The organism is Pseudomonas sp. MPB23, assembly GCF_046605395.1.
Classification (GTDB): Bacteria; Pseudomonadota; Gammaproteobacteria; order Pseudomonadales; family Pseudomonadaceae; genus Aquipseudomonas.
The window spans coordinates 2,659,096-2,676,785 of the sequence record NZ_CP176771.1; the positions used below are offsets into that span (position 1 = coordinate 2,659,096).

At 62.1% G+C, this 17,690-nt stretch carries 17 protein-coding genes and 1 other RNA gene; 5 read left to right on the forward strand and 13 right to left on the reverse strand.

The window, feature by feature from the left end; all coding sequences use genetic code 11:
* Nucleotides 1-67: 67 nt before the first annotated feature.
* Nucleotides 68-164, forward strand: an RNA gene (ffs, locus tag ACLH0J_RS12325) — signal recognition particle sRNA small type.
* A gap of 147 nt (nucleotides 165-311) precedes the next feature.
* On the opposite strand, the gene ACLH0J_RS12330 is transcribed toward ffs, so the two are convergent.
* Nucleotides 312-1,064 carry a substrate-binding periplasmic protein gene (locus tag ACLH0J_RS12330; protein ID WP_411392168.1) on the reverse strand — a complete coding sequence of 251 codons (753 nt, stop codon included), beginning with the start codon at nucleotides 1,062-1,064 and terminating at the stop codon, nucleotides 312-314.
* A gap of 133 nt (nucleotides 1,065-1,197) precedes the next feature.
* Here ACLH0J_RS12330 and dnaX point away from each other — a divergent pair, with 133 nt between their 5' ends.
* From dnaX to recR, 4 genes are all read left to right on the forward strand, one after another.
* On the forward strand, nucleotides 1,198-3,258 hold the full coding sequence (gene dnaX / locus ACLH0J_RS12335; RefSeq protein ID WP_411392169.1) for a DNA polymerase III subunit gamma/tau: 2,061 nt from the start codon (nucleotides 1,198-1,200) through the stop codon (nucleotides 3,256-3,258).
* Between the two features lie 42 nt (nucleotides 3,259-3,300).
* On the forward strand, nucleotides 3,301-3,639 hold the full coding sequence (locus tag ACLH0J_RS12340; protein ID WP_094949597.1) for a YbaB/EbfC family nucleoid-associated protein: 339 nt from the start codon (nucleotides 3,301-3,303) through the stop codon (nucleotides 3,637-3,639).
* Between the two features lie 143 nt (nucleotides 3,640-3,782).
* Nucleotides 3,783-4,817: an NADP-dependent oxidoreductase gene (locus tag ACLH0J_RS12345; RefSeq protein WP_411392170.1), complete on the forward strand. Its 1,035-nt coding sequence runs from the start codon at nucleotides 3,783-3,785 to the stop codon at nucleotides 4,815-4,817.
* Between the two features lie 66 nt (nucleotides 4,818-4,883).
* The gene (gene recR, locus ACLH0J_RS12350) at nucleotides 4,884-5,486 is read left to right on the forward strand and encodes a recombination mediator RecR (RefSeq protein ID WP_411392171.1); all 603 of its coding nucleotides are present in this window, start codon (nucleotides 4,884-4,886) and stop codon (nucleotides 5,484-5,486) included.
* Nucleotides 5,487-5,546: 60 nt separating this feature from the next.
* Here recR and ACLH0J_RS12355 read toward each other — a convergent pair whose 3' ends face one another.
* The 12 genes from ACLH0J_RS12355 to ccoN all read right to left on the reverse strand — a co-directional run bounded on the left by ACLH0J_RS12355 (nucleotide 5,547) and on the right by ccoN (nucleotide 17,567).
* Nucleotides 5,547-6,095 carry an adenine phosphoribosyltransferase gene (locus ACLH0J_RS12355; protein ID WP_411392172.1) on the reverse strand — a complete coding sequence of 183 codons (549 nt, stop codon included), beginning with the start codon at nucleotides 6,093-6,095 and terminating at the stop codon, nucleotides 5,547-5,549.
* Between the two features lie 78 nt (nucleotides 6,096-6,173).
* Nucleotides 6,174-6,911, reverse strand: a complete 738-nt coding sequence (gene fnr, locus ACLH0J_RS12360) for a fumarate/nitrate reduction transcriptional regulator Fnr (protein WP_411392173.1) — start codon at nucleotides 6,909-6,911, stop codon at nucleotides 6,174-6,176.
* A gap of 197 nt (nucleotides 6,912-7,108) precedes the next feature.
* Nucleotides 7,109-8,491: an oxygen-independent coproporphyrinogen III oxidase gene (hemN, locus tag ACLH0J_RS12365; protein ID WP_411392174.1), complete on the reverse strand. Its 1,383-nt coding sequence runs from the start codon at nucleotides 8,489-8,491 to the stop codon at nucleotides 7,109-7,111.
* A 103-nt stretch (nucleotides 8,492-8,594) separates the two neighbouring features.
* A complete protein-coding gene (locus tag ACLH0J_RS12370; RefSeq protein WP_411392175.1) occupies nucleotides 8,595-9,278 on the reverse strand; it encodes a sulfite exporter TauE/SafE family protein in 684 nt (227 codons plus the stop codon).
* Nucleotides 9,271-9,489: a cbb3-type cytochrome oxidase assembly protein CcoS gene (ccoS, locus tag ACLH0J_RS12375; RefSeq protein WP_010563860.1), complete on the reverse strand. Its 219-nt coding sequence runs from the start codon at nucleotides 9,487-9,489 to the stop codon at nucleotides 9,271-9,273. Before ccoS ends, ACLH0J_RS12370 begins: the two co-directional genes overlap by 8 nt.
* A 22-nt stretch (nucleotides 9,490-9,511) precedes the next feature.
* Nucleotides 9,512-11,962, reverse strand: coding sequence for a heavy metal translocating P-type ATPase (locus ACLH0J_RS12380; RefSeq protein WP_411392176.1), 2,451 nt, complete (start codon nucleotides 11,960-11,962; stop codon nucleotides 9,512-9,514).
* Between the two features lie 115 nt (nucleotides 11,963-12,077).
* Nucleotides 12,078-12,617, reverse strand: coding sequence for a FixH family protein (locus ACLH0J_RS12385; RefSeq protein WP_411392177.1), 540 nt, complete (start codon nucleotides 12,615-12,617; stop codon nucleotides 12,078-12,080).
* Between the two features lie 14 nt (nucleotides 12,618-12,631).
* Nucleotides 12,632-14,059: a cytochrome c oxidase accessory protein CcoG gene (ccoG, locus tag ACLH0J_RS12390; protein ID WP_411392178.1), complete on the reverse strand. Its 1,428-nt coding sequence runs from the start codon at nucleotides 14,057-14,059 to the stop codon at nucleotides 12,632-12,634.
* 291 nt (nucleotides 14,060-14,350) lie between these two features.
* On the reverse strand, nucleotides 14,351-15,328 hold the full coding sequence (ccoP, locus tag ACLH0J_RS12395) for a cytochrome-c oxidase, cbb3-type subunit III (protein ID WP_411392179.1): 978 nt from the start codon (nucleotides 15,326-15,328) through the stop codon (nucleotides 14,351-14,353).
* Nucleotides 15,325-15,510: a CcoQ/FixQ family Cbb3-type cytochrome c oxidase assembly chaperone gene (locus tag ACLH0J_RS12400; RefSeq protein WP_003193169.1), complete on the reverse strand. Its 186-nt coding sequence runs from the start codon at nucleotides 15,508-15,510 to the stop codon at nucleotides 15,325-15,327. Before ACLH0J_RS12400 ends, ccoP begins: the two co-directional genes overlap by 4 nt.
* A 6-nt stretch (nucleotides 15,511-15,516) precedes the next feature.
* Entirely contained in the window at nucleotides 15,517-16,125 is a 609-nt protein-coding gene (gene ccoO, locus ACLH0J_RS12405; RefSeq protein ID WP_017845258.1) for a cytochrome-c oxidase, cbb3-type subunit II, read from the reverse strand.
* Nucleotides 16,125-17,567: a cytochrome-c oxidase, cbb3-type subunit I gene (gene ccoN, locus ACLH0J_RS12410; protein ID WP_411392180.1), complete on the reverse strand. Its 1,443-nt coding sequence runs from the start codon at nucleotides 17,565-17,567 to the stop codon at nucleotides 16,125-16,127. Before ccoN ends, ccoO begins: the two co-directional genes overlap by 1 nt.
* Between the last annotated feature and the right edge of the window lie 123 nt (nucleotides 17,568-17,690).

Sequence of the window (17,690 nt, forward strand, 5' to 3'; positions counted from 1 at the left end):
TGTAACTTCCGATCAGATCGGTACAATGGCGCGGCTTGCCGAGAGGCCAGCGTCGTTATGGTGACCCCATCGGTCCCCCCGCAACGATTACCCGTGAACCTGGTCAGAGCCGGAAGGCAGCAGCCACAGCGGGAACATTGTGTGCCGGGGTGTGGCTGGTGGGGTTGCCTCCATAACGCTCTCCCTTGCAATACCCCTTCTGTTTCATATCGAAAAATCTTTTATTACCGCCATCTGCCAAGTGTTATTGCGCAGTGCATGGCGAGTTTTTCCGCGCGTGGTGGCGGTGTATCTGATCCCGCCGGAAGTCTTCAGCGTGCAGGGTCGGTGGCCGCGTTTTCCCCGGTGTACAGCTGGATAATGTGGTCGATTTCGCCCGACATCTTCATCCTCAATAGGGTGCGCAGAATCCGTTGCGGCTGTACGTTCGGGTCATTGCGGACGATGCAGCCCAGGCTTTCTTCATCGATCACCGCGACCTTATGCAGTCGGCGCCCGGTCGGCAGTCGCTGGTTGAAGCGGTCAAGTATCCATTCATTGCTCACCGCGTACTGGAAGCGCCCGGCCACCAGTTTGTGCAGCACCTGCTCTTCGCTGCGGGCATCGTCGCGGGTCAGTTTGCCGCTGGCGAACAGGGGCTCGAGGCTGGTGTAACGGTAGTTGAGCACCGTACCGATCGGTTGCGGCGCCAGTCGGGTCACCTGTACCGGTTGAGTGTGGGCGCTGACCAGCACATTGCGCTGCACCATCAACGGAATGCTCCAGGTGTAATCGCCGGACAGGTTGTTGAGCCAGGCCTGGGTGACATAACAGCGCACGTCGATATCCCCATGCTCCATGGCGGCCGAGATGCGCGCCCGGGCCAGGACATGGAACTCTGCCGGACGGCCCAACTGAGTGGCCAGGCTCACCAGCAGGTCATACAAAATGCCCTGGACGGGCCGACCGTCCTCCACTTGCATCATGGGCATCGCCCAGCTGTCGGAAACCGAGAAACGCAACGGCGCCGGTGCGGCCAGGCTGGCCGTGGCAATCATCCATAAAGCGCCCAGGACTACACGCATAGATTCTCCGGGTTCAGGCCTTTTCGGGGCCAATCAGGTGAGCTTAGTCAGATTAGGCGAGCGTGCCGGATGCAATTTCCCCCTTGCTCCGCTAGCATTACCGGCTTCCGCTTCCCAGTTGCGACGGTTTTCGATGAGTTATCAGGTTCTTGCACGTAAATGGCGTCCGCGCTCGTTCCGCGAAATGGTCGGCCAGACCCATGTGCTCAAGGCTCTGATCAATGCCTTGGACAGCCAACGGCTGCACCACGCCTATCTCTTCACGGGCACCCGTGGGGTGGGCAAGACTACCATTGCGCGCATCATCGCCAAATGCCTTAACTGTGAAACCGGCATTACTTCGACGCCCTGCGGCACCTGCTCGGTATGCCGGGAAATCGACGAAGGGCGTTTCGTCGACCTGATCGAGATCGACGCCGCCAGCCGCACCAAAGTCGAAGACACCCGTGAACTGCTGGATAACGTGCAGTACGCGCCGAGCCGTGGCCGTTTCAAGGTCTACCTGATCGACGAAGTGCACATGCTCTCCAGCCACTCGTTCAACGCTCTGTTGAAAACCCTGGAAGAGCCACCGCCCTACGTCAAATTCATCCTGGCCACCACCGATCCGCAGAAACTTCCTGCGACAATTCTGTCGCGGTGCCTGCAGTTCTCCCTGAAAAACATGACCCCCGAACGCGTGGTCGAGCATTTGACCCATGTGCTGGGGGTCGAGAACGTTCCGTTCGAAGACGACGCCCTGTGGTTGCTCGGCCGCGCCGCCGACGGCTCCATGCGTGATGCCATGAGCCTCACCGACCAGGCCATCGCCTTTGGTGAAGGCAAGGTCATGGCCGCCGATGTGCGCGCCATGCTCGGCACCCTGGACCACGGCCAGGTCTTCGACGTGCTCCACGCGCTGATCGAAGGCGATGCCAAGGCGCTGCTCGAAGCGGTGCGCCACTTGTCGGAGCAGGGCCCGGACTGGAATGGCGTGCTCTCGGAAATCCTCAATGTGCTGCACCGCGTCGCCATCGCCCAGGCCTTGCCTGAAGGTGTCGACAACGGCCATGGCGACCGCGATCGCGTGTTGGCCCTGGCCCAGGCGTTGCCGGCTGAAGATGTGCAGTTCTACTACCAGATGGGCCTGATCGGCCGGCGTGACCTGCCGCTGGCGCCGGACCCGCGCGGTGGCTTTGAAATGGTCCTGCTGCGGATGCTGGCCTTCCGGCCCGCTGACACGGCAGACGCGCCGAGGCAGCCGCTAAAGCCAGTGGGGATCAGCCAGGCCACAGTTGATTCCGCCAAACCAGTGGCTGGCGCGACGGTGGTTGCGCCAGTGGTGGCTGCACCTGTTGTGCCGGCGCCTGAGCCAGCTCCCGTTGTGGTGCCGCCGGTGGTTGCGCCGGAGCCGGTTGTGGCGCCCGCGCCAGCGGCTGAGGTCGACCTGCCTTGGAATGACCCGCTGGACGCTGAACCCGAATCCGAACCCGAACTGCAGCCCGCCGTGGAACCCGTGCTGGAAACCACCGGCGAGCAGCCCGAACTGACGCCGATGCCCAGCCCGCTCCCCGACAGTGTGGTGCCGGACGCGCCGGAGTGGGTCGCAGCTCCCGTGCCGGAGCCGACGCTGGCCCAGGTGGAGGCCGCTGTTCCCGGTATCGACCTCGACGACGAACCGCCGCTGGACGAAGACTACATCGAGCCGGACATGGATTCGGCCTACAGCTACCTGGACGACCTGGCCAGCGAACACACCGCCGAGCCCGCCCCCGAGCCCGACGTCGAGCCTGCCGCAGCACCGGCCACCGGCCTGGCCCTGCAATGGCTGGAGCTGTTCCCGAAATTGCCGATCTCCGGGATGACCGGCAGCATCGCCGCCAACTGCACGCTGATTTCCATCGAGGGCGACCATTGGTTGTTGCACCTGGACCCGGCCCACAGCGCCCTGTTCAACGCGACCCAGCAGCGTCGCCTCAACGACGCCCTGAACCAGTACCATGAGCGCACGCTGACCATTGCCATCGAGCTGATCAAGCCCGAGCAGGAAACCCCGGCCCAGGCCGCGACTCGTCGGCGTATCAACCGTCAGCGCGAGGCAGAAGACTCGATCCACGCCGATCCGCTCATCCAGCAAATGATGCAACAGTTCGGCGCAGTCGTTCGCCAAGATACAATTGAACCTGTCGAAGCCCCGGTGTCCCAGGCGTCATGACACCGGGTTACTTATTGATCCACGTACTTTGAGGTGATTCCCATGATGAAAGGTGGCATGGCCGGCCTGATGAAGCAGGCGCAGCAGATGCAGGAAAAGATGGCCAAGATGCAGGAAGAATTGGCCAACGCCGAAGTCACCGGTAAAGCCGGTGGCGATATGGTCAGCGTGGTGATGACCGGTCGTCACGACATCAAGCGTGTGAGCATCGACCCCAGCGTATTGCCAGGCACCAGCGAAGATGACCTGGAAATGCTCGAAGCGTTGTTCGCCGCGGCCGTCAACGACGCCGTGCGCAAGATCGAAGCCAACAGCCAGGACAAAATGTCCGGCGTGACCGCGGGCATGCAACTGCCGCCGGGCATGAAGCTGCCGTTCTGATCGGCCAGCTCTGATGGGCGAGAGCCACTAAACTCAAATGCCAGGCCCAGTGCCTGGCATTTTTGTTTACGCCGATCCGATCGAACCCCGGCGCGGCGAGCATGGTCTGCACCTATACCGACGGATTCGTTAAGGAGCCCCTGATGCCTCAAGAACCGATTCTTAACCAGCGCATTGTGCTGGTCTCACGCCCCCACGGTGCGCCGACCCCGGAAAACTTCCGCCTGGAGCGCGTGAACCTGCCGGAGTTGGCGGACGGCCAGGTCCTGCTGAAAACCCTGTACCTGTCCCTCGACCCCTACATGCGCGGACGCATGAGCGATGCACCGTCCTACGCCGCGCCGGTGGAAATCGATGAGGTGATGACCGGTGGTGCTGTCAGCCGTATCGAGCAGTCGCGTAATCCGAAATTCGAGGTGGGCGACCTGGTGGTCGGCTCCACCGGCTGGCAGAGCCACAGCATTTCCGATGGCCGCAACCTGATGCCGGTGCCCAAGGGCCTGGCCAGCCCGTCGATGGCCTTGGGGGTGCTGGGCATGCCGGGCATGACCGCCTACATGGGCCTGATGGACATCGGCCAGCCCAAGGCCGGTGAAACCCTGGTGATCGCGGCAGCGTCCGGCGCGGTGGGCTCGGTGGTGGGGCAGGTTGCCAAGCTCAAGGGCTTGCGCGTGGTCGGGATTGCCGGTGGAGCCGACAAGTGCCGCTACGTGGTAGATGAGTTGGGCTTCGATGCCTGCATCGACCATAAAAGCGAAAACTTCGTCGACGAACTGGCCCTGGCCTGCTTCAAGGGTGTGGATATCTACTTCGAGAACGTTGGCGGCAAGGTATTCGATGCCGTGATGCCTTTGCTCAACCCGAAGGCGCGCATTCCGTTGTGCGGGCTGATCGCCGGTTATAACGCTCATCAGCCGCCGAGCGGTCCCGACCGGTTGCCGGCGCTGCAAAGTACCTTGCTGACCAAGCGTGTGCGCATCCAGGGCTTTATCGTGTTTGACGACTATGGCGATCGCCAGCCCGAGTTCCTCAGTGCGATGGCGCCGTGGGTGCGGGACGGCAAGATCAAGTTCCGCGAAGACATGGTCGACGGCCTGGAGCAGGCGCCTGAAGCCTTCATCGGTTTGCTCGAAGGGCGCAACTTCGGCAAGTTGGTGGTGAGGGTCGCGCAGGATTGACCATTTGACGCTAATCCGGGGCGCGGGTATAAACCGCGTCTCGTCGTTTTGTCGGACCCATGCCCCATGAGCTTCAGCCCCCTGATTCGCCAACTGATCGACGCCTTGCGCACGTTGCCGGGCGTCGGCCAGAAAACCGCCCAACGCATGGCGTTGCAATTGCTGGAGCGCGATCGCAGCGGCGGCACCCGGTTGGCCCAGGCTCTGAGCCAGGCCATGACAGGCGTTGGCCACTGCCGCCAGTGCCGCACCCTCACCGAAGAAGAACTCTGCCCGCAATGCGCCGACCCGCGCCGTGACGACACGTTGCTGTGTGTGGTGGAAGGGCCGATGGATGTGTATGCGGTGGAGCAGACCGGCTATCGTGGGCGCTACTTCGTGCTCAAGGGGCATCTGTCGCCGCTGGACGGCCTGGGCCCGGAAGCCATCGGCATTCCGCAACTGGTCAAACGCATCGAAGAGCAGGGCACCTTCACCGAGGTGATCCTGGCCACCAACCCCACGGTGGAAGGTGAGGCGACGGCGCATTACATCGCGCAACTGCTGAGCAACAAAGGCCTGATCACCTCGCGCATCGCCCACGGTGTGCCGTTGGGTGGCGAGTTGGAGTTGGTCGATGGCGGCACTCTGGCGCATTCGTTTGCAGGGCGCAAACCGATCGCGCTCTGAGGCCTGGCGCAGTTCAAATGTGGGGGCTTGCTTCCGATAGCGTCACAGTCCGATCAATCGTTAACGATCAGTCAGCGCAAACTGTGTCAGGCAAAAAGTCGGAATCCCCATGTCTTCCAGGCGCTGCGAGCCGCCCAGCTCCGGCAGGTCGATAATCGACGCCGCTTCGAAGACGTCCGCCCCCATGCGCCGCACCAGGTTGGCCGCGGCGATCAAGGTACCGCCGGTGGCGATCAGGTCATCGAATATCAGCACCGAATCGCCCTCGCACAGGCTGTCGGCGTGCACCTCCAGGAAGGCCTCGCCGTATTCGGTCTGGTAACCCTCGGCCAGTACGTCAGCCGGCAGTTTGCCCTGCTTGCGGAACAGGATCAGCGGCTTGTTCAACTGGTAGGCGATGATCGAACCGATCAGGAAGCCCCGTGCATCCATCGCGCCGATGTGGGTGAAGTCGGCTTCGACATAGCGATGGACAAAGGTATCGGCCACCAGGCGCAGGGCCTTGGGCGATTGGAACAGCGGGGTGATATCACGAAAGATCACCCCAGGTTTGGGGAAGTCGATGACGGGACGGATCAGGGATTTGATGTCGAACGAATCGAAGGTCATCGTCGAGGAGTCCTGGGGCAGAAAACGGACCCGAAGTATACCTGCGGCCTTGCCGGTTGGCGCGGCCGCTGCGTCGGCCTATTGACCGTCCAGGGAGCCGCCGGCCAGTGCGCACAACTGGATCGGGTCGAGGATGTGCACTTCCTTGCCTTCGGCGGCAATCAGCTCGTTCTGCTGGAAGCGGGTAAACACACGGGACACGGTTTCCACCGCCAGGCCCAGGTAGTTGCCGATTTCGTTGCGCGACATGCTCAGGCGGAACTGGTTGGCCGAGAAACCACGGGCACGGAAGCGCGCCGACAGGTTGACCAGAAAGGTCGCGATGCGCTCGTCGGCAGTCTTCTTCGACAACAACAGCATCATCTGCTGGTCGTCACGAATCTCGCGGCTCATCACGCGCATCAATTGGCGCCGCAGTTGCGGCAATTGCAGGGCCAGTTCGTCGAGGCGCTCGAAGGGGATTTCGCACACCGAGGTCGTCTCCAAGGCCTGGGCCGACACGGGGTGCATCTCGGTGTCCATGCCCGATAGCCCAACCAGTTCGCTGGGCAGGTGGAAACCGGTGATCTGTTCTTCGCCGCCATCGCTCAGGCTGAATGTCTTCAAGGCGCCCGAACGTACTGCATAGACGCAATCGAACTTATCGCCCTGGCGAAAGAGAAACTCGCCTTTTTTCAGCGGACGACCGCGTTTAACGATCTCGTCCAGCGCATCCATGTCTTCCAGATTCAGCGAAAGTGGCAGGCATAGCGGCGCCAGGCTGCAATCCTTGCAATGAGCCTGACTGTTAGCGCGCAGTTTGACTGGCTCGGACATTTCTTAAATCCTTGTAGGAAAGCACACATAAGGCGTAAGGGTACCTCACTGTAGGACTCTGAGGCCAGTGTGTACAGAAAAGCCGCAACGGTATAAAGGTTTGTGTCCTGGCTACCTCGTCTGGGTTTCATGGAGGATGGCCGAGGCTGCGAGCTTTCGCGCAGGACGTCGGCCAAGTCCTGTCATTTGCAAAGCCTTCAGATCACCCGAGAAAAGCGCTGCCGGTTCTGGTGCTCCAGGTAAGCGTCGAAGACCATGCACACCGAACGCACCAGCAGGCGGCCGGCCGGCAGCACGCGGATACCCTGCGCATCCAGCTCGATCAGGCCGTCTTGCGCCATGGCCTCAAGTTGCGGCCACACGTCGTCGAAGTACCCACGAAAATCAATGTTGAAGACCTGTTCGATCTGCTCGAATACCAGGCTGAAATTGCAGATCAACTGCTGAATCACTTCCCGGCGCAACCGATCGTCCGGGGTGCACAGCAAGCCCCGGCTGGTGGCCAGTTGTGCGCTGGCGAGCGCGTTCTGGTAGCCGTTGAGGTCACTGGTGTTCTGGCAGTACAGGTCGCCGATCTGGCTGATGGCCGAGACGCCGAGGCCGATCAGGTCGCAATGGCCATGGGTGGTATAGCCCTGGAAATTGCGTTGCAGGGTGCCTTCTTCCTGGGCGATGGCGAGTTCGTCGTCCGGCAGGGCGAAATGGTCCATGCCGATGTAGCGATACCCGGCCTGGGTCAGTTGCTCGATGGTGGTTTGCAGCATCAGCAGCTTGGCCGCCGGCGACGGCAGGTCGTCGCTGTTGATGCGCCGCTGGGGCATGAAACGTTCCGGCAGGTGGGCGTAGTTGAACACCGAGAGGCGGTCCGGTTGCAGCTTGATCACTTCCTCTACGGTGCGGGCGAAATTGATCGGCGTTTGCATGGGCAAGCCATAGATCAGGTCGATATTGATCGAGCGATACTGCAGGGTGCGCGCCGCATCGATCACCGCACGGGTTTCTTCCAGGCTTTGCAGGCGGTTGACCGCCCGTTGCACTTCCGGGTCGAGGTCTTGCAGGCCGATGCTCACGCGGTTGAAGCCCAGTTCGCGCAGCAGACCCATGGTCGCCCAGTCGGCTTCACGCGGGTCGATCTCGATGCCATAGTCGCCGGAGTCATCGTCCAGCAGGTTGAAGTGCTGGCGCAGGCAACTCATGACCTGGCGCAATTCGTCGTGGCTGAGAAATGTCGGGGTGCCGCCGCCGAAGTGCAGTTGTTCGACCGGCTGCTTGGGGTCGAGGTGGCAGGCCACCTGCTGGATTTCTTGCTCCAGGCGCAGCAGATAGGCATGCGCGCGGCCGCGGTCCTTGGTGATGACCTTGTTGCAGGCGCAGTAGTAGCAAATGTTCGCGCAGAACGGCACGTGCACATACAGCGACAACGGCCGCACGGCCTTGCGGCTGTCGCGCAGGGCGTGGAGCAGGTCGAAGGTACCGACCCGGCTGTCGAATTGTACGGCGGTGGGGTAGGACGTGTAGCGCGGTCCCGCCAAGTCGTAGCGATGAATCAGATCGGTGTCCCAACGAATGGCGTCGAGCATGCGGGCGTTCCCCCGGATAGGCTAATGGGCGGAGTCTAGGGGCGCGGCTGATAGGGCATCTTGATTTGCGTCAACGGGGAGCGGCGCTATGCCACATGGCCTTTTAGTGGCCCATTAGCCAGTGCTGATGCGGCCCGGGCAATGTCCACACACCGAACAGGATCACCAGCAACCCACCGGCCATGCGCACACTGCGTTTGCGTAATAACGCGGTGACACGTTCGGCGGCCAGCCCGGTCGCCAGCAGCACCGGCCAGGTGCCCAGGCCGAACGCGAGCATCAGCAAGGCACTGTCCAGGGCGTTGCCTTGGCTGGCGGCCCACAGCAGGGTGCTGTAGACCAATCCGCACGGCAACCAGCCCCACAGCGCGCCCAGCAGCAGGGCGCGTGGCAGGCTGGACACCGGCAGCAAGCGGTTGGCGACGGGTTGTATGTAGCGCCACAGGCCGCGACCGAGGCTTTCGACACGGGTCAGGCCGCTCCACCAGCCGGCCAGGTACAGGCCCATGCTGATCAACAGCAAACCGGCGAGCACGCGCATGAACATCGCCGCCGGGCTGTTGGCCACGGCCCAGCCCGCCAGGCCGATCAACAGGCCGGCCGTGGCATAGCTGAGGATGCGTCCGAGGTTGTACGCCAGCAGCAGGCCGAATCGGCGGCGGCGTTGCTCCTTGGGTATCGCCAGCGTCAGCGCGCCCATCAGTCCGCCGCACATGCCCAGGCAATGACCGCCGCCGAGCAGGCCCAGGATCAGCGCGGAGACCAGCAGTGGTGCGAGGTCAAGCATGGGGCGGGTCTTTGGGCGTGGTTGGCGGCTCGGGGTCGTTGGCTTCGTCGACGGCGGCCAGGTGGTTCGGGTCCTGGTCGTCGAACAGCACGCTGTGGGCCGGGCCATCGAGGTCGTCGTACTGGCCGCTGTCGACCGCCCAGAAGAAGATGTAGATGGCGACGCCCACTAACAACAGTGCCGCCGGAATCATGATGTATAGAGCTGGCATCTGCACTCCAGGTCCACGCGGCTCAAGCCGGCTGTGGACGGGTTACCAAAGGGGCGCTGTCGGTCTGCGGACTCGGCAGGCGAGTCAGGCGCAGGGCGTTGAGCACCACGGTCAACGAGCTGAGGGACATGCCGATGGCCGCCCAGATCGGAGTGATCCAACCCAGGGCGGCAAACGGCAACATCAGGCCATTGTACAGCCCGGCCCACAGCAGGTTTTCAATGATTACCCGACGCGTGCGCCGTGCCAGGGTAAAGGCCTGTACCAGCGCGTCGAGGCGGTTGGACAGCAGGACCGCGTCGGCGCTGGTTTTGGCCAGGTCGGTGGCCGAGCCCATGGCCACGCTGATATCGGCGGCGGCGAGCACCGGCACGTCGTTGACGCCATCGCCGAGCATCAGCACCTTGCGGCCTTCCTGATGCAGCCGTTGCAGCACCTGCAGCTTGTCGTCGGGGCGCAGGCCGCCGTGGGCTTCGTCGATGCCCAATTCAGCCGCGACACTGGCGACCATCGGCGAACTGTCCCCCGACAGCAGCAGCGTGCGCCAGCCACGCGCCTTGCACGCCGCCAGCAATGCCGGGGCATCGCTGCGCAGGCGGTCATCCAGCACGAACCAGGCGAGGGCGCCGTGTGGGTCGCCCAACAGCAACCATTGGCCAGCCTCCTCGGGCGCGGCAGGAATCGGACAACCACTGAGTTCGCAGACAAAACCGGGCTGGCCGATGCGCAGCAGGCGTTCACCCACGCGGCCTTCCAGCCCCAGGCCCGGCGTGCTGAGCACTTCATCGGCGGCCAGCGGCGCACGGCCGAAGGCGCGGGCAATCGGGTGTTCGGAGCGGTTCTCCAAGGCGGCGGCGAGGCCCAGGCATGTGTCGCTGTTCAGGCTGCCCAAGGGGCGGATGGCTCTCAACGCCAGGCGGCCTTCGGTGAGGGTGCCGGTTTTGTCGAAAATCACCGTGTCGATCTGGTTCAGGCCTTCCAGCACATGGCCGCGGGTCAGCAACAGCCCGAGTTTGTGCAAGGTGCCGGTGGCGGCGGTGAGGGCGGTCGGCGTAGCCAGGGACAGCGCGCAGGGACAGGTCGCGACCAGCATCGCCAGGACGATCCAGAACGCGCGGGATGAATCCAGCTCCCACCACAGCAGGCCGATGACGGCGGCGGCAATCAGCGAGCCCAACAGGAACCATTGCGCGGCGCGATCGGCGATTTGGGCCAGGCGTGGTTTCTCGGCCTGGGCCCGCTCCAGCAGGCGCACGATGGCGGACAGGCGGGTTTCATGGCCCAGGGCGCGGACTTCGACACTCAAGGCGCCTTCGACGTTGAGGGTGCCCGCCGTGACGGTATCGCCCACTTGCCTGGGTTGCGGCAGGTACTCACCGGTGAGCAGGGATTCATCAATGCTGGATTGGCCGTCGAGGATCACCCCGTCCGCCGGCAATACCGCGCCGGGATGCACCAGCACACGGTCGCCGAGCGCCAGTTCGCTGAGCAGGATGCGTTCGCTCTGACCGTCTGCTTTCAGGCGCAGGCACGAGGCGGGCAGCAGGTTGACCAGTTGGGCGGTGGCCGCCGCCGTGCGTTCCCGGGCGCGGCGCTCCAGGTAGCGACCGGCCAGCAGGAACAGCGCGAACATGCCGACGGCGTCGAAGTACAACTCGCCCACCCCGGTGATCGCGGTCCAGATCCCCGCCAGGTAGGCACCACCAATCGCCAGGGATACCGACACGTCCATGGTCAGGTGGCGGGTGCGCAGGTCGCGCAGGGCACCTTTGAAAAACGGCGCGCAGCTATAGAAGACGATGGGGGTGGTCAGAAACATCGCGACCCAGCGCAGGATGACGTGCAGCTCCGGGCTCAGGTCGATATTGAATTCCGGCCAGGTGGCCATGGTGGCCATCATCGCCTGGAACCACAGCAGACCGGCAACCCCCAGTTGGCGCAGCGCCAGACGGTTTTCGTTGGCCAGTTGCTCGGCCGCGCGGTCGGCCTGATAGGGGTGGGCGGCATAACCGATGTGGCGCAGCTCGCTGAGCAACTGGCTCAAGGGCAATTGCCCATCGGCCCAGCGTACTTGCAGGCGATGGTTGGACAGGTTCAACCGCGCCTCGGCCACGGCGGGCAGGCGGCGCAGGTGTTTTTCGATCAGCCAGCCACAGGCGGCGCAACTGATGCCTTCCATCAGCAGGGTGGCTTCGGCGAGATCGCCGCTGTGGTGCACGAAGGGTTTTTGCACGTCGGCACGGTCGTACAGCGCCAGTTCGTCCACCAGTTGCACCGGCAGCGTCTCAGGGTTGGCCGAGGCTTCGCTGCGATGCTGGTAATAGCTTTCCAGTCCGCCCGCCACGATCGCTTCGGCCACGGCCTGGCAGCCCGGGCAGCAGAGTTCGCGGCACTCGCCGAGGATCACGGCGGTGAAGCGGCTACCGGGCGGAACGGGCAGGGCGCAGTGGTAGCAGGGGGTTGGGGTGGTCATGGTTCGGGATCTTTGGTGGCAGGGTGGGCCTCATCGCGAGCAAGCCCGCGCCCACAGGGGGAACACGTTCCAGATGTGGGCGCGGGCTTGCTCGTGATGCGCGAAGCGCGGGCTTTTAGTTTTTCAGGTCTTCAGCACCTTGCAACGGTTCATCACCCAACAGCAAGTCCTTGTCATGGCTGACCTGCTCTTCTTCGAACATGCGCCAGGTGCGGTCGCCTTCCACACCGAGCAGTTCGACGAAGCGCCGACCTTCGACTTTGTCGGTGACCTGGCCGATATAGCGGCCAGGCTCGCTGTCGGTGCGCGCCAGGTTGATCTTGCGATCCTTCTCCGGCTGGGTCGGGGAAATCAGGTTCAGTTCCAGGGTCGCCGGGTTGCTGTTGCCGGTCAGGTGCACCTCGACTTCGCCGGTCAGCTCATCCAGGTGCACCTTGGCCCGCAGTTGCAGAGTCTGGGCCAGCAGTTCGCGGTCCAGGGAGCGGTTGATGCCTTTGCCGGCCTCATAGTAGTTGTCGTTGACCAGGTTGTCCGGGTTCTTCACCGCGATGGTCACCATGGACAGGGTCAAGGTCACCGAGCAGGCCAGGATGCCAATGATGATCCAGGGCCAGAGGTGCTTGTACCAAGGGCTTGCGGCAGTTGCTACGGACATTGATCGGCTCTCTGTTAACGAACTTGTGGGCCGATGAATCGGCTCTTGGCTTCAATACGAACGCTGGTGTCGTCGGCATCCTGGAGGATGAACTTCACCTCGTTGGTGCTCGATGGCAATTGCTCCGGCGCGCTCGACAGTTCTACCGGCATGCTGACGATTTCGCCAGCGGCCACCTTGATTTCGCGGCGTCCTTGCAGTTTGAGATCGGGCAGGCCGGCGGCGTCGAGCACATAGCTGTGGTCGCGCTGGTCCTTGTTCATGATCTTCAGGCTGTAGACGTTTTCGATGCGGCCTTCGGCATTTTCTCGGTACAGCACGCGGTCTTTGCTGACGTCGAAGCCGACCAGTGGGCGTATGAAAAATGCCGTGGCCAACAGGCTCATCATGGTCAGCAATACCAGCGCATAGCCGATCAGGCGTGGACGCAGCTTGTGGGTCTTCTGACCCGACAGGTTGTGTTCGGTGGTGTAGCTGATCAGGCCGCGCGGGTAGTCCATCTTGTCCATGATGGTGTCGCAGGCGTCGATACATGCGGCGCAACCGATGCACTCAATCTGCAGGCCGTCACGGATGTCGATACCGGTAGGACATACCTGCACACACATTGTGCAATCGATGCAGTCGCCCAAGCCCTGGGCCTTGTAGTCGACGCCTTTTTTACGCGGGCCACGCACTTCGCCACGGCGTGGGTCGTAGGAGACGATCAGGGTGTCCTTGTCGAACATCACGCTCTGGAAGCGTGCGTACGGGCACATATAAATGCACACCTGTTCGCGCAGCCAGCCGGCGTTGCCGTAGGTGGCGAGGGTGAAGAAGCCGACCCAGAAATACGACCAGCCATCGGCCTGGCCGGTGAAGAAGTCGAACACCAGTTCACGGATCGGCGAGAAGTAACCGACGAAGGTCATGCCGGTGACAAAGCCGATCAGCAGCCACAGCGTGTGCTTGCTGAACTTGCGCAGGAATTTGTTCGCGCCCATGGGCGCCTTATCCAGCTTGATGCGTTGGTTGCGGTCGCCTTCGGTGACCTTTTCGCACCACATGAAGATCCATGTCCACACGCTTTGCGGGCAGGTATAGCCGCACCACACGCGCCCGGCGTAGACGGTGATAAAGAACAGGCCAAACGCGGCCACGATCAGGATGCCCGAGAGCAGGATGAAGTCCTGGGGCCAGAAGGTCGCGCCAAAAATGAAGAACTTACGTTCCGGCAGGTCCCACCATACTGCCTGGTGGCCGCCCCAGTTCAGCCACACCGTGCCGAAGTAGAGCAGGAACAAACCCGCGCCGCCGAGCATGCGCAGGTTGCGGAACAAGCCCGTGAAGGCGCGGGTATAGATTTTCTCTCGCGATGCGTAGAGATCAATGGTTTTACTGTCTGCGCTATTTGGATTTTTGGCAGGCGGGGTAACGTCATGTACCGGTATCTGGTTGCTCATCATTGCATCCCACGGCGGTGGAGATTTGCCTCGGCCAGTGCGTGCCAACCGGGGTCAAATAAAGAGTCTTGCAGTGGCGTAATGATACGCCCCCGACAGTGTACAAGGGGTGCGACCTTTGGTCGCGTTGGGGAAAATCAATTGATGGTGTACGTGATCTGGATCAATTGACTTGCGAAGTATGGACGGTTTTTGCGGGCTCAACCTTCAAAACACTGGATCTGTTCATGGCAACAAAAAAGGCCCGTCACCTTTTAATGAGCGGGCCTTTGTTGTTGTTGCTGCTCCGACTTACTGCTGTTCAGCCTTCTTGTCCCCATGGGACAGGCTGTAAACATACGCCGCGAGCAAGTGCACCTTGTCATTGCCCTGCAGCAGTTCCTGCGCAGGCATCTGGCCCTGGCGGCCCCAACGGATGGTCTGCTGCAGTTGAGCGAAGCTCGAACCGTAGATGAACGCACCCGGATGGGTCAGGTCGGGCGCGCCCATGGCTGGGGTGCCTTTGCCTTGCGGGCCGTGGCAGGCCACACAGTTGGCGGCGAAGAGTTTCTCACCGTTGGCCGCGTCGGCCTTGGTGCCTTCCGGCAGCGTGCGTCCATCCAGCTTGGTCACGACGAATGCGGCCACGTCGCTGACGCCCTGTTCCTTGAGGATATCCAGCCAGGCCGGCATCACGGCATGGCGACCCTTCATGATGGTTTCCTTGATGGTCAGCGGCTCGCCGCCCCAGCGCCAGTCGGCGTCGGTCAGGTTGGGAAAGCCGTAGGCGCCCTTGGCGTCGGAGCCGTGGCACACCGAGCAGTTGGAGGCGAACAGGCGACCGCCCATCTTCAGCGCTTGCGGGTCCTTGGCGACCTCTTCAATGGGCATCGAAGCGAATTTGGCGAAGATCGGCCCGAACTTGGCGTCCGACCTGGCCATTTCCTTTTCCCATTCGTGCACGCCGGTCCAGCCGGTCTGGCCGTTGGCGAAGGCGATTTGCTTGTCGTTATCGAGGTAGTTGTAGCCCGGCAGCAGGCCTTTCCAGTTGCCCAGGCCTGGGTACAGCAGCAGGTAGCCGAGGGCGAAGACGATGGTGCCGACGAACAGCATGAACCACCATTTTGGCAGCGGGTTGTCATACTCCTCGATGCCGTCGAACGAGTGGCCGACAGTCTCGTCGGTCTGCTCGCTGCGCTGGCCCCTTTGGGTCGACAGCAGCAGCCAGGTCAGGGCGAAGATGGTACCCAGACTGAGGACTGTGACGTACAGACTCCAGAACGTAGTCATTCTTTGTTACTCCTAGAAGCTTGCTCGACGTGCTTGATGGCTTCGGGATCATCCGCAAAGGGCAACATGGTCGCGTCGTCAAACTCCGACTTGCGCCTGGGGCTGAATACCCACAACGCCAGGCCGATAAAGGCCACCATCACCACAACGGTGCCCAGGCCACGAATCATCCCGATATCCATGAAGAATCACCGTTTGCTTTTGATGATGGTGCCAAGGCCTTGCAGGTAGGCCACCAATGCGTCCATTTCGGTCTTGCCCTTCACGGCTGCGGCTGCACCGGCGATGTCTTCGTCGGTGTAGGGCACGCCCAGGGTGCGCAAGACTTCCATCTTCTTCGCGGTGTCCTTGCCGTCGAGCTTGTTTTCCACGAGGAACGGGTACGCCGGCATTTTCGATTCAGGCACAACGTTGCGCGGGTTGTACAAGTGCGCGCGCTGCCAGTCATCGGAGTAACGACCGCCGACACGGGCCAGGTCCGGGCCGGTGCGCTTGGAGCCCCACAGGAACGGGTGGTCCCACACGCTTTCACCGGCCACCGAGTAGTGGCCGTAGCGTTCGGTTTCGGCGCGGAACGGACGGATCATCTGCGAGTGGCAGCCGACACAGCCGTTGGCGATGTAGATGTCGCGACCTTCCAGCTCAAGGGCGGTGCGTGGCTTCATGCCTTCGACCGGCTTGTTGGTCACGTCCTGGAAGAACAGCGGAACGATCTGGGTCAGGCCGCCGATACTCACGGCGATGACCATGAAGAAGGCCAGCAGGCCGATATTCTTCTCGACTACTTCATGCTTCATCAGTGGGCTCCCACAACGGCGATCTTGGCGGCGGCTTCGGCTTCTGCAGGGTCAGAGGCGCGCACGGTGCGCCAGACGTTGTAGGCCATGAACAGCATGCCGGAGGCAAAGAACGCACCGCCCAGGGCGCGGACGATGTAGCCCGGATGGCTGGCTTGCAGCGCTTCGACGAAGGAGTAGGTGAGGGTGCCGTCATCGTTGATCGCACGCCACATCAGGCCTTGGGTGATGCCGTTGACCCACATCGAGGCGATGTAGAGCACGGTGCCGATGGTGGCCAGCCAGAAGTGCGTGTTGATCAACCCGACGCTGTGCATCTGCGCACGCCCGAAGATTTTCGGGATCATGTGGTACAGCGCGCCGATGGAAATCATCGCTACCCAGCCCAGTGCGCCAGCGTGTACGTGGCCGATGGTCCAGTCGGTGTAGTGCGACAGCGAGTTGACGGTCTTGATCGCCATCATCGGCCCTTCGAAGGTCGACATGCCGTAGAACGCCAGGGAAACGACGAGGAAACGCAGGATCGGGTCGGTGCGCAGCTTATGCCAGGCCCCCGACAGGGTCATCATGCCGTTGATCATGCCGCCCCAGCTCGGGGCCAGCAGGATGATCGACATCGCCATGCCCAACGACTGCGCCCAATCCGGCAGCGCGGTGTAGTGCAGGTGGTGGGGACCGGCCCAGATGTACAGGGTGATCAGCGCCCAGAAGTGCACGATGGACAGACGATACGAGTAAATAGGACGTTCGGCCTGTTTGGGCACGAAGTAGTACATCATCCCCAGGAAACCGGTGGTGAGGAAGAACCCCACGGCGTTATGCCCGTACCACCACTGGATCATCGCGTCCGTCGCTCCGGCATAGGCCGAATAGGACTTGAACAGGCTGACCGGCAACGATGCATGGTTGACGATGTGCAACATCGCCGTCACCAGGATGAAGGCACCGTAGAACCAGTTGCCCACGTAGATGTGCTTGGTCTTGCGCTTGACGATGGTGCCGAAGAACACCACCGCGTAGATCACCCAGACAATCGCGAGCAAAATGGCGATGGGCCATTCCAGTTCGGCGTATTCCTTGGTGGTGGTGTAGCCCAGCGGCAACGAAATGCCCGCGCCCACGATCACGGCTTGCCATCCCCAGAAGGTGAAGGCCGCGAGGCTGTCGGAGATCAGTCGCGTCTGGCAGGTTCGCTGCACGACATAGTAGGAGGTGGCAAACAGTGCACATCCGCCGAAGGCGAAAATCACCAGGTTGGTATGCAGTGGGCGCAGGCGACCGAAGGTCGTCCATGGCAAGCCGAAATTCAACTCCGGCCAAACCAGTTGCGAGGCGATGAACACCCCGAGCCCCATGCCAAGGATCCCCCAGACCACCGTCATGATGGCGAACTGGCGGACTACCTTATAGTTATAAGCAGTCGGACTGATTGCTGTGCTCATTCTAAGGTTCCACGGTTTAGGTTTTTTTATAGGTCAAATCGGCCGCAAGTATGTAGAAAGCAAGGGGTCATTGCAACGCAATGACTGACCTGTATCAATACGTTCCACGCCAGATTCTGCGCC

Excerpts from the sequence above, each read along its gene's own strand:
- ACLH0J_RS12330 (WP_411392168.1), bottom strand. The coding sequence starts at position 1,064 with ATGCGTGTAGTCCTGGGCGCTTTATGGATGATTGCCACGGCCAGCCTG.
- dnaX (WP_411392169.1), top strand. The coding sequence starts at position 1,198 with ATGAGTTATCAGGTTCTTGCACGTAAATGGCGTCCGCGCTCGTTCCGC.
- ACLH0J_RS12340 (WP_094949597.1), top strand. The coding sequence starts at position 3,301 with ATGATGAAAGGTGGCATGGCCGGCCTGATGAAGCAGGCGCAGCAGATG.
- ACLH0J_RS12345 (WP_411392170.1), top strand. The coding sequence starts at position 3,783 with ATGCCTCAAGAACCGATTCTTAACCAGCGCATTGTGCTGGTCTCACGC.
- recR (WP_411392171.1), top strand. The coding sequence starts at position 4,884 with ATGAGCTTCAGCCCCCTGATTCGCCAACTGATCGACGCCTTGCGCACG.
- ACLH0J_RS12355 (WP_411392172.1), bottom strand. The coding sequence starts at position 6,095 with ATGACCTTCGATTCGTTCGACATCAAATCCCTGATCCGTCCCGTCATC.
- fnr (WP_411392173.1), bottom strand. The coding sequence starts at position 6,911 with ATGTCCGAGCCAGTCAAACTGCGCGCTAACAGTCAGGCTCATTGCAAG.
- hemN (WP_411392174.1), bottom strand. The coding sequence starts at position 8,491 with ATGCTCGACGCCATTCGTTGGGACACCGATCTGATTCATCGCTACGAC.
- ACLH0J_RS12370 (WP_411392175.1), bottom strand. The coding sequence starts at position 9,278 with ATGCTTGACCTCGCACCACTGCTGGTCTCCGCGCTGATCCTGGGCCTG.
- ccoS (WP_010563860.1), bottom strand. The coding sequence starts at position 9,489 with ATGCCAGCTCTATACATCATGATTCCGGCGGCACTGTTGTTAGTGGGC.
- ACLH0J_RS12380 (WP_411392176.1), bottom strand. The coding sequence starts at position 11,962 with ATGACCACCCCAACCCCCTGCTACCACTGCGCCCTGCCCGTTCCGCCC.
- ACLH0J_RS12385 (WP_411392177.1), bottom strand. The coding sequence starts at position 12,617 with ATGTCCGTAGCAACTGCCGCAAGCCCTTGGTACAAGCACCTCTGGCCC.
- ccoG (WP_411392178.1), bottom strand. The coding sequence starts at position 14,059 with ATGAGCAACCAGATACCGGTACATGACGTTACCCCGCCTGCCAAAAAT.
- ccoP (WP_411392179.1), bottom strand. The coding sequence starts at position 15,328 with ATGACTACGTTCTGGAGTCTGTACGTCACAGTCCTCAGTCTGGGTACC.
- ACLH0J_RS12400 (WP_003193169.1), bottom strand. The coding sequence starts at position 15,510 with ATGGATATCGGGATGATTCGTGGCCTGGGCACCGTTGTGGTGATGGTG.
- ccoO (WP_017845258.1), bottom strand. The coding sequence starts at position 16,125 with ATGAAGCATGAAGTAGTCGAGAAGAATATCGGCCTGCTGGCCTTCTTC.
- ccoN (WP_411392180.1), bottom strand. The coding sequence starts at position 17,567 with ATGAGCACAGCAATCAGTCCGACTGCTTATAACTATAAGGTAGTCCGC.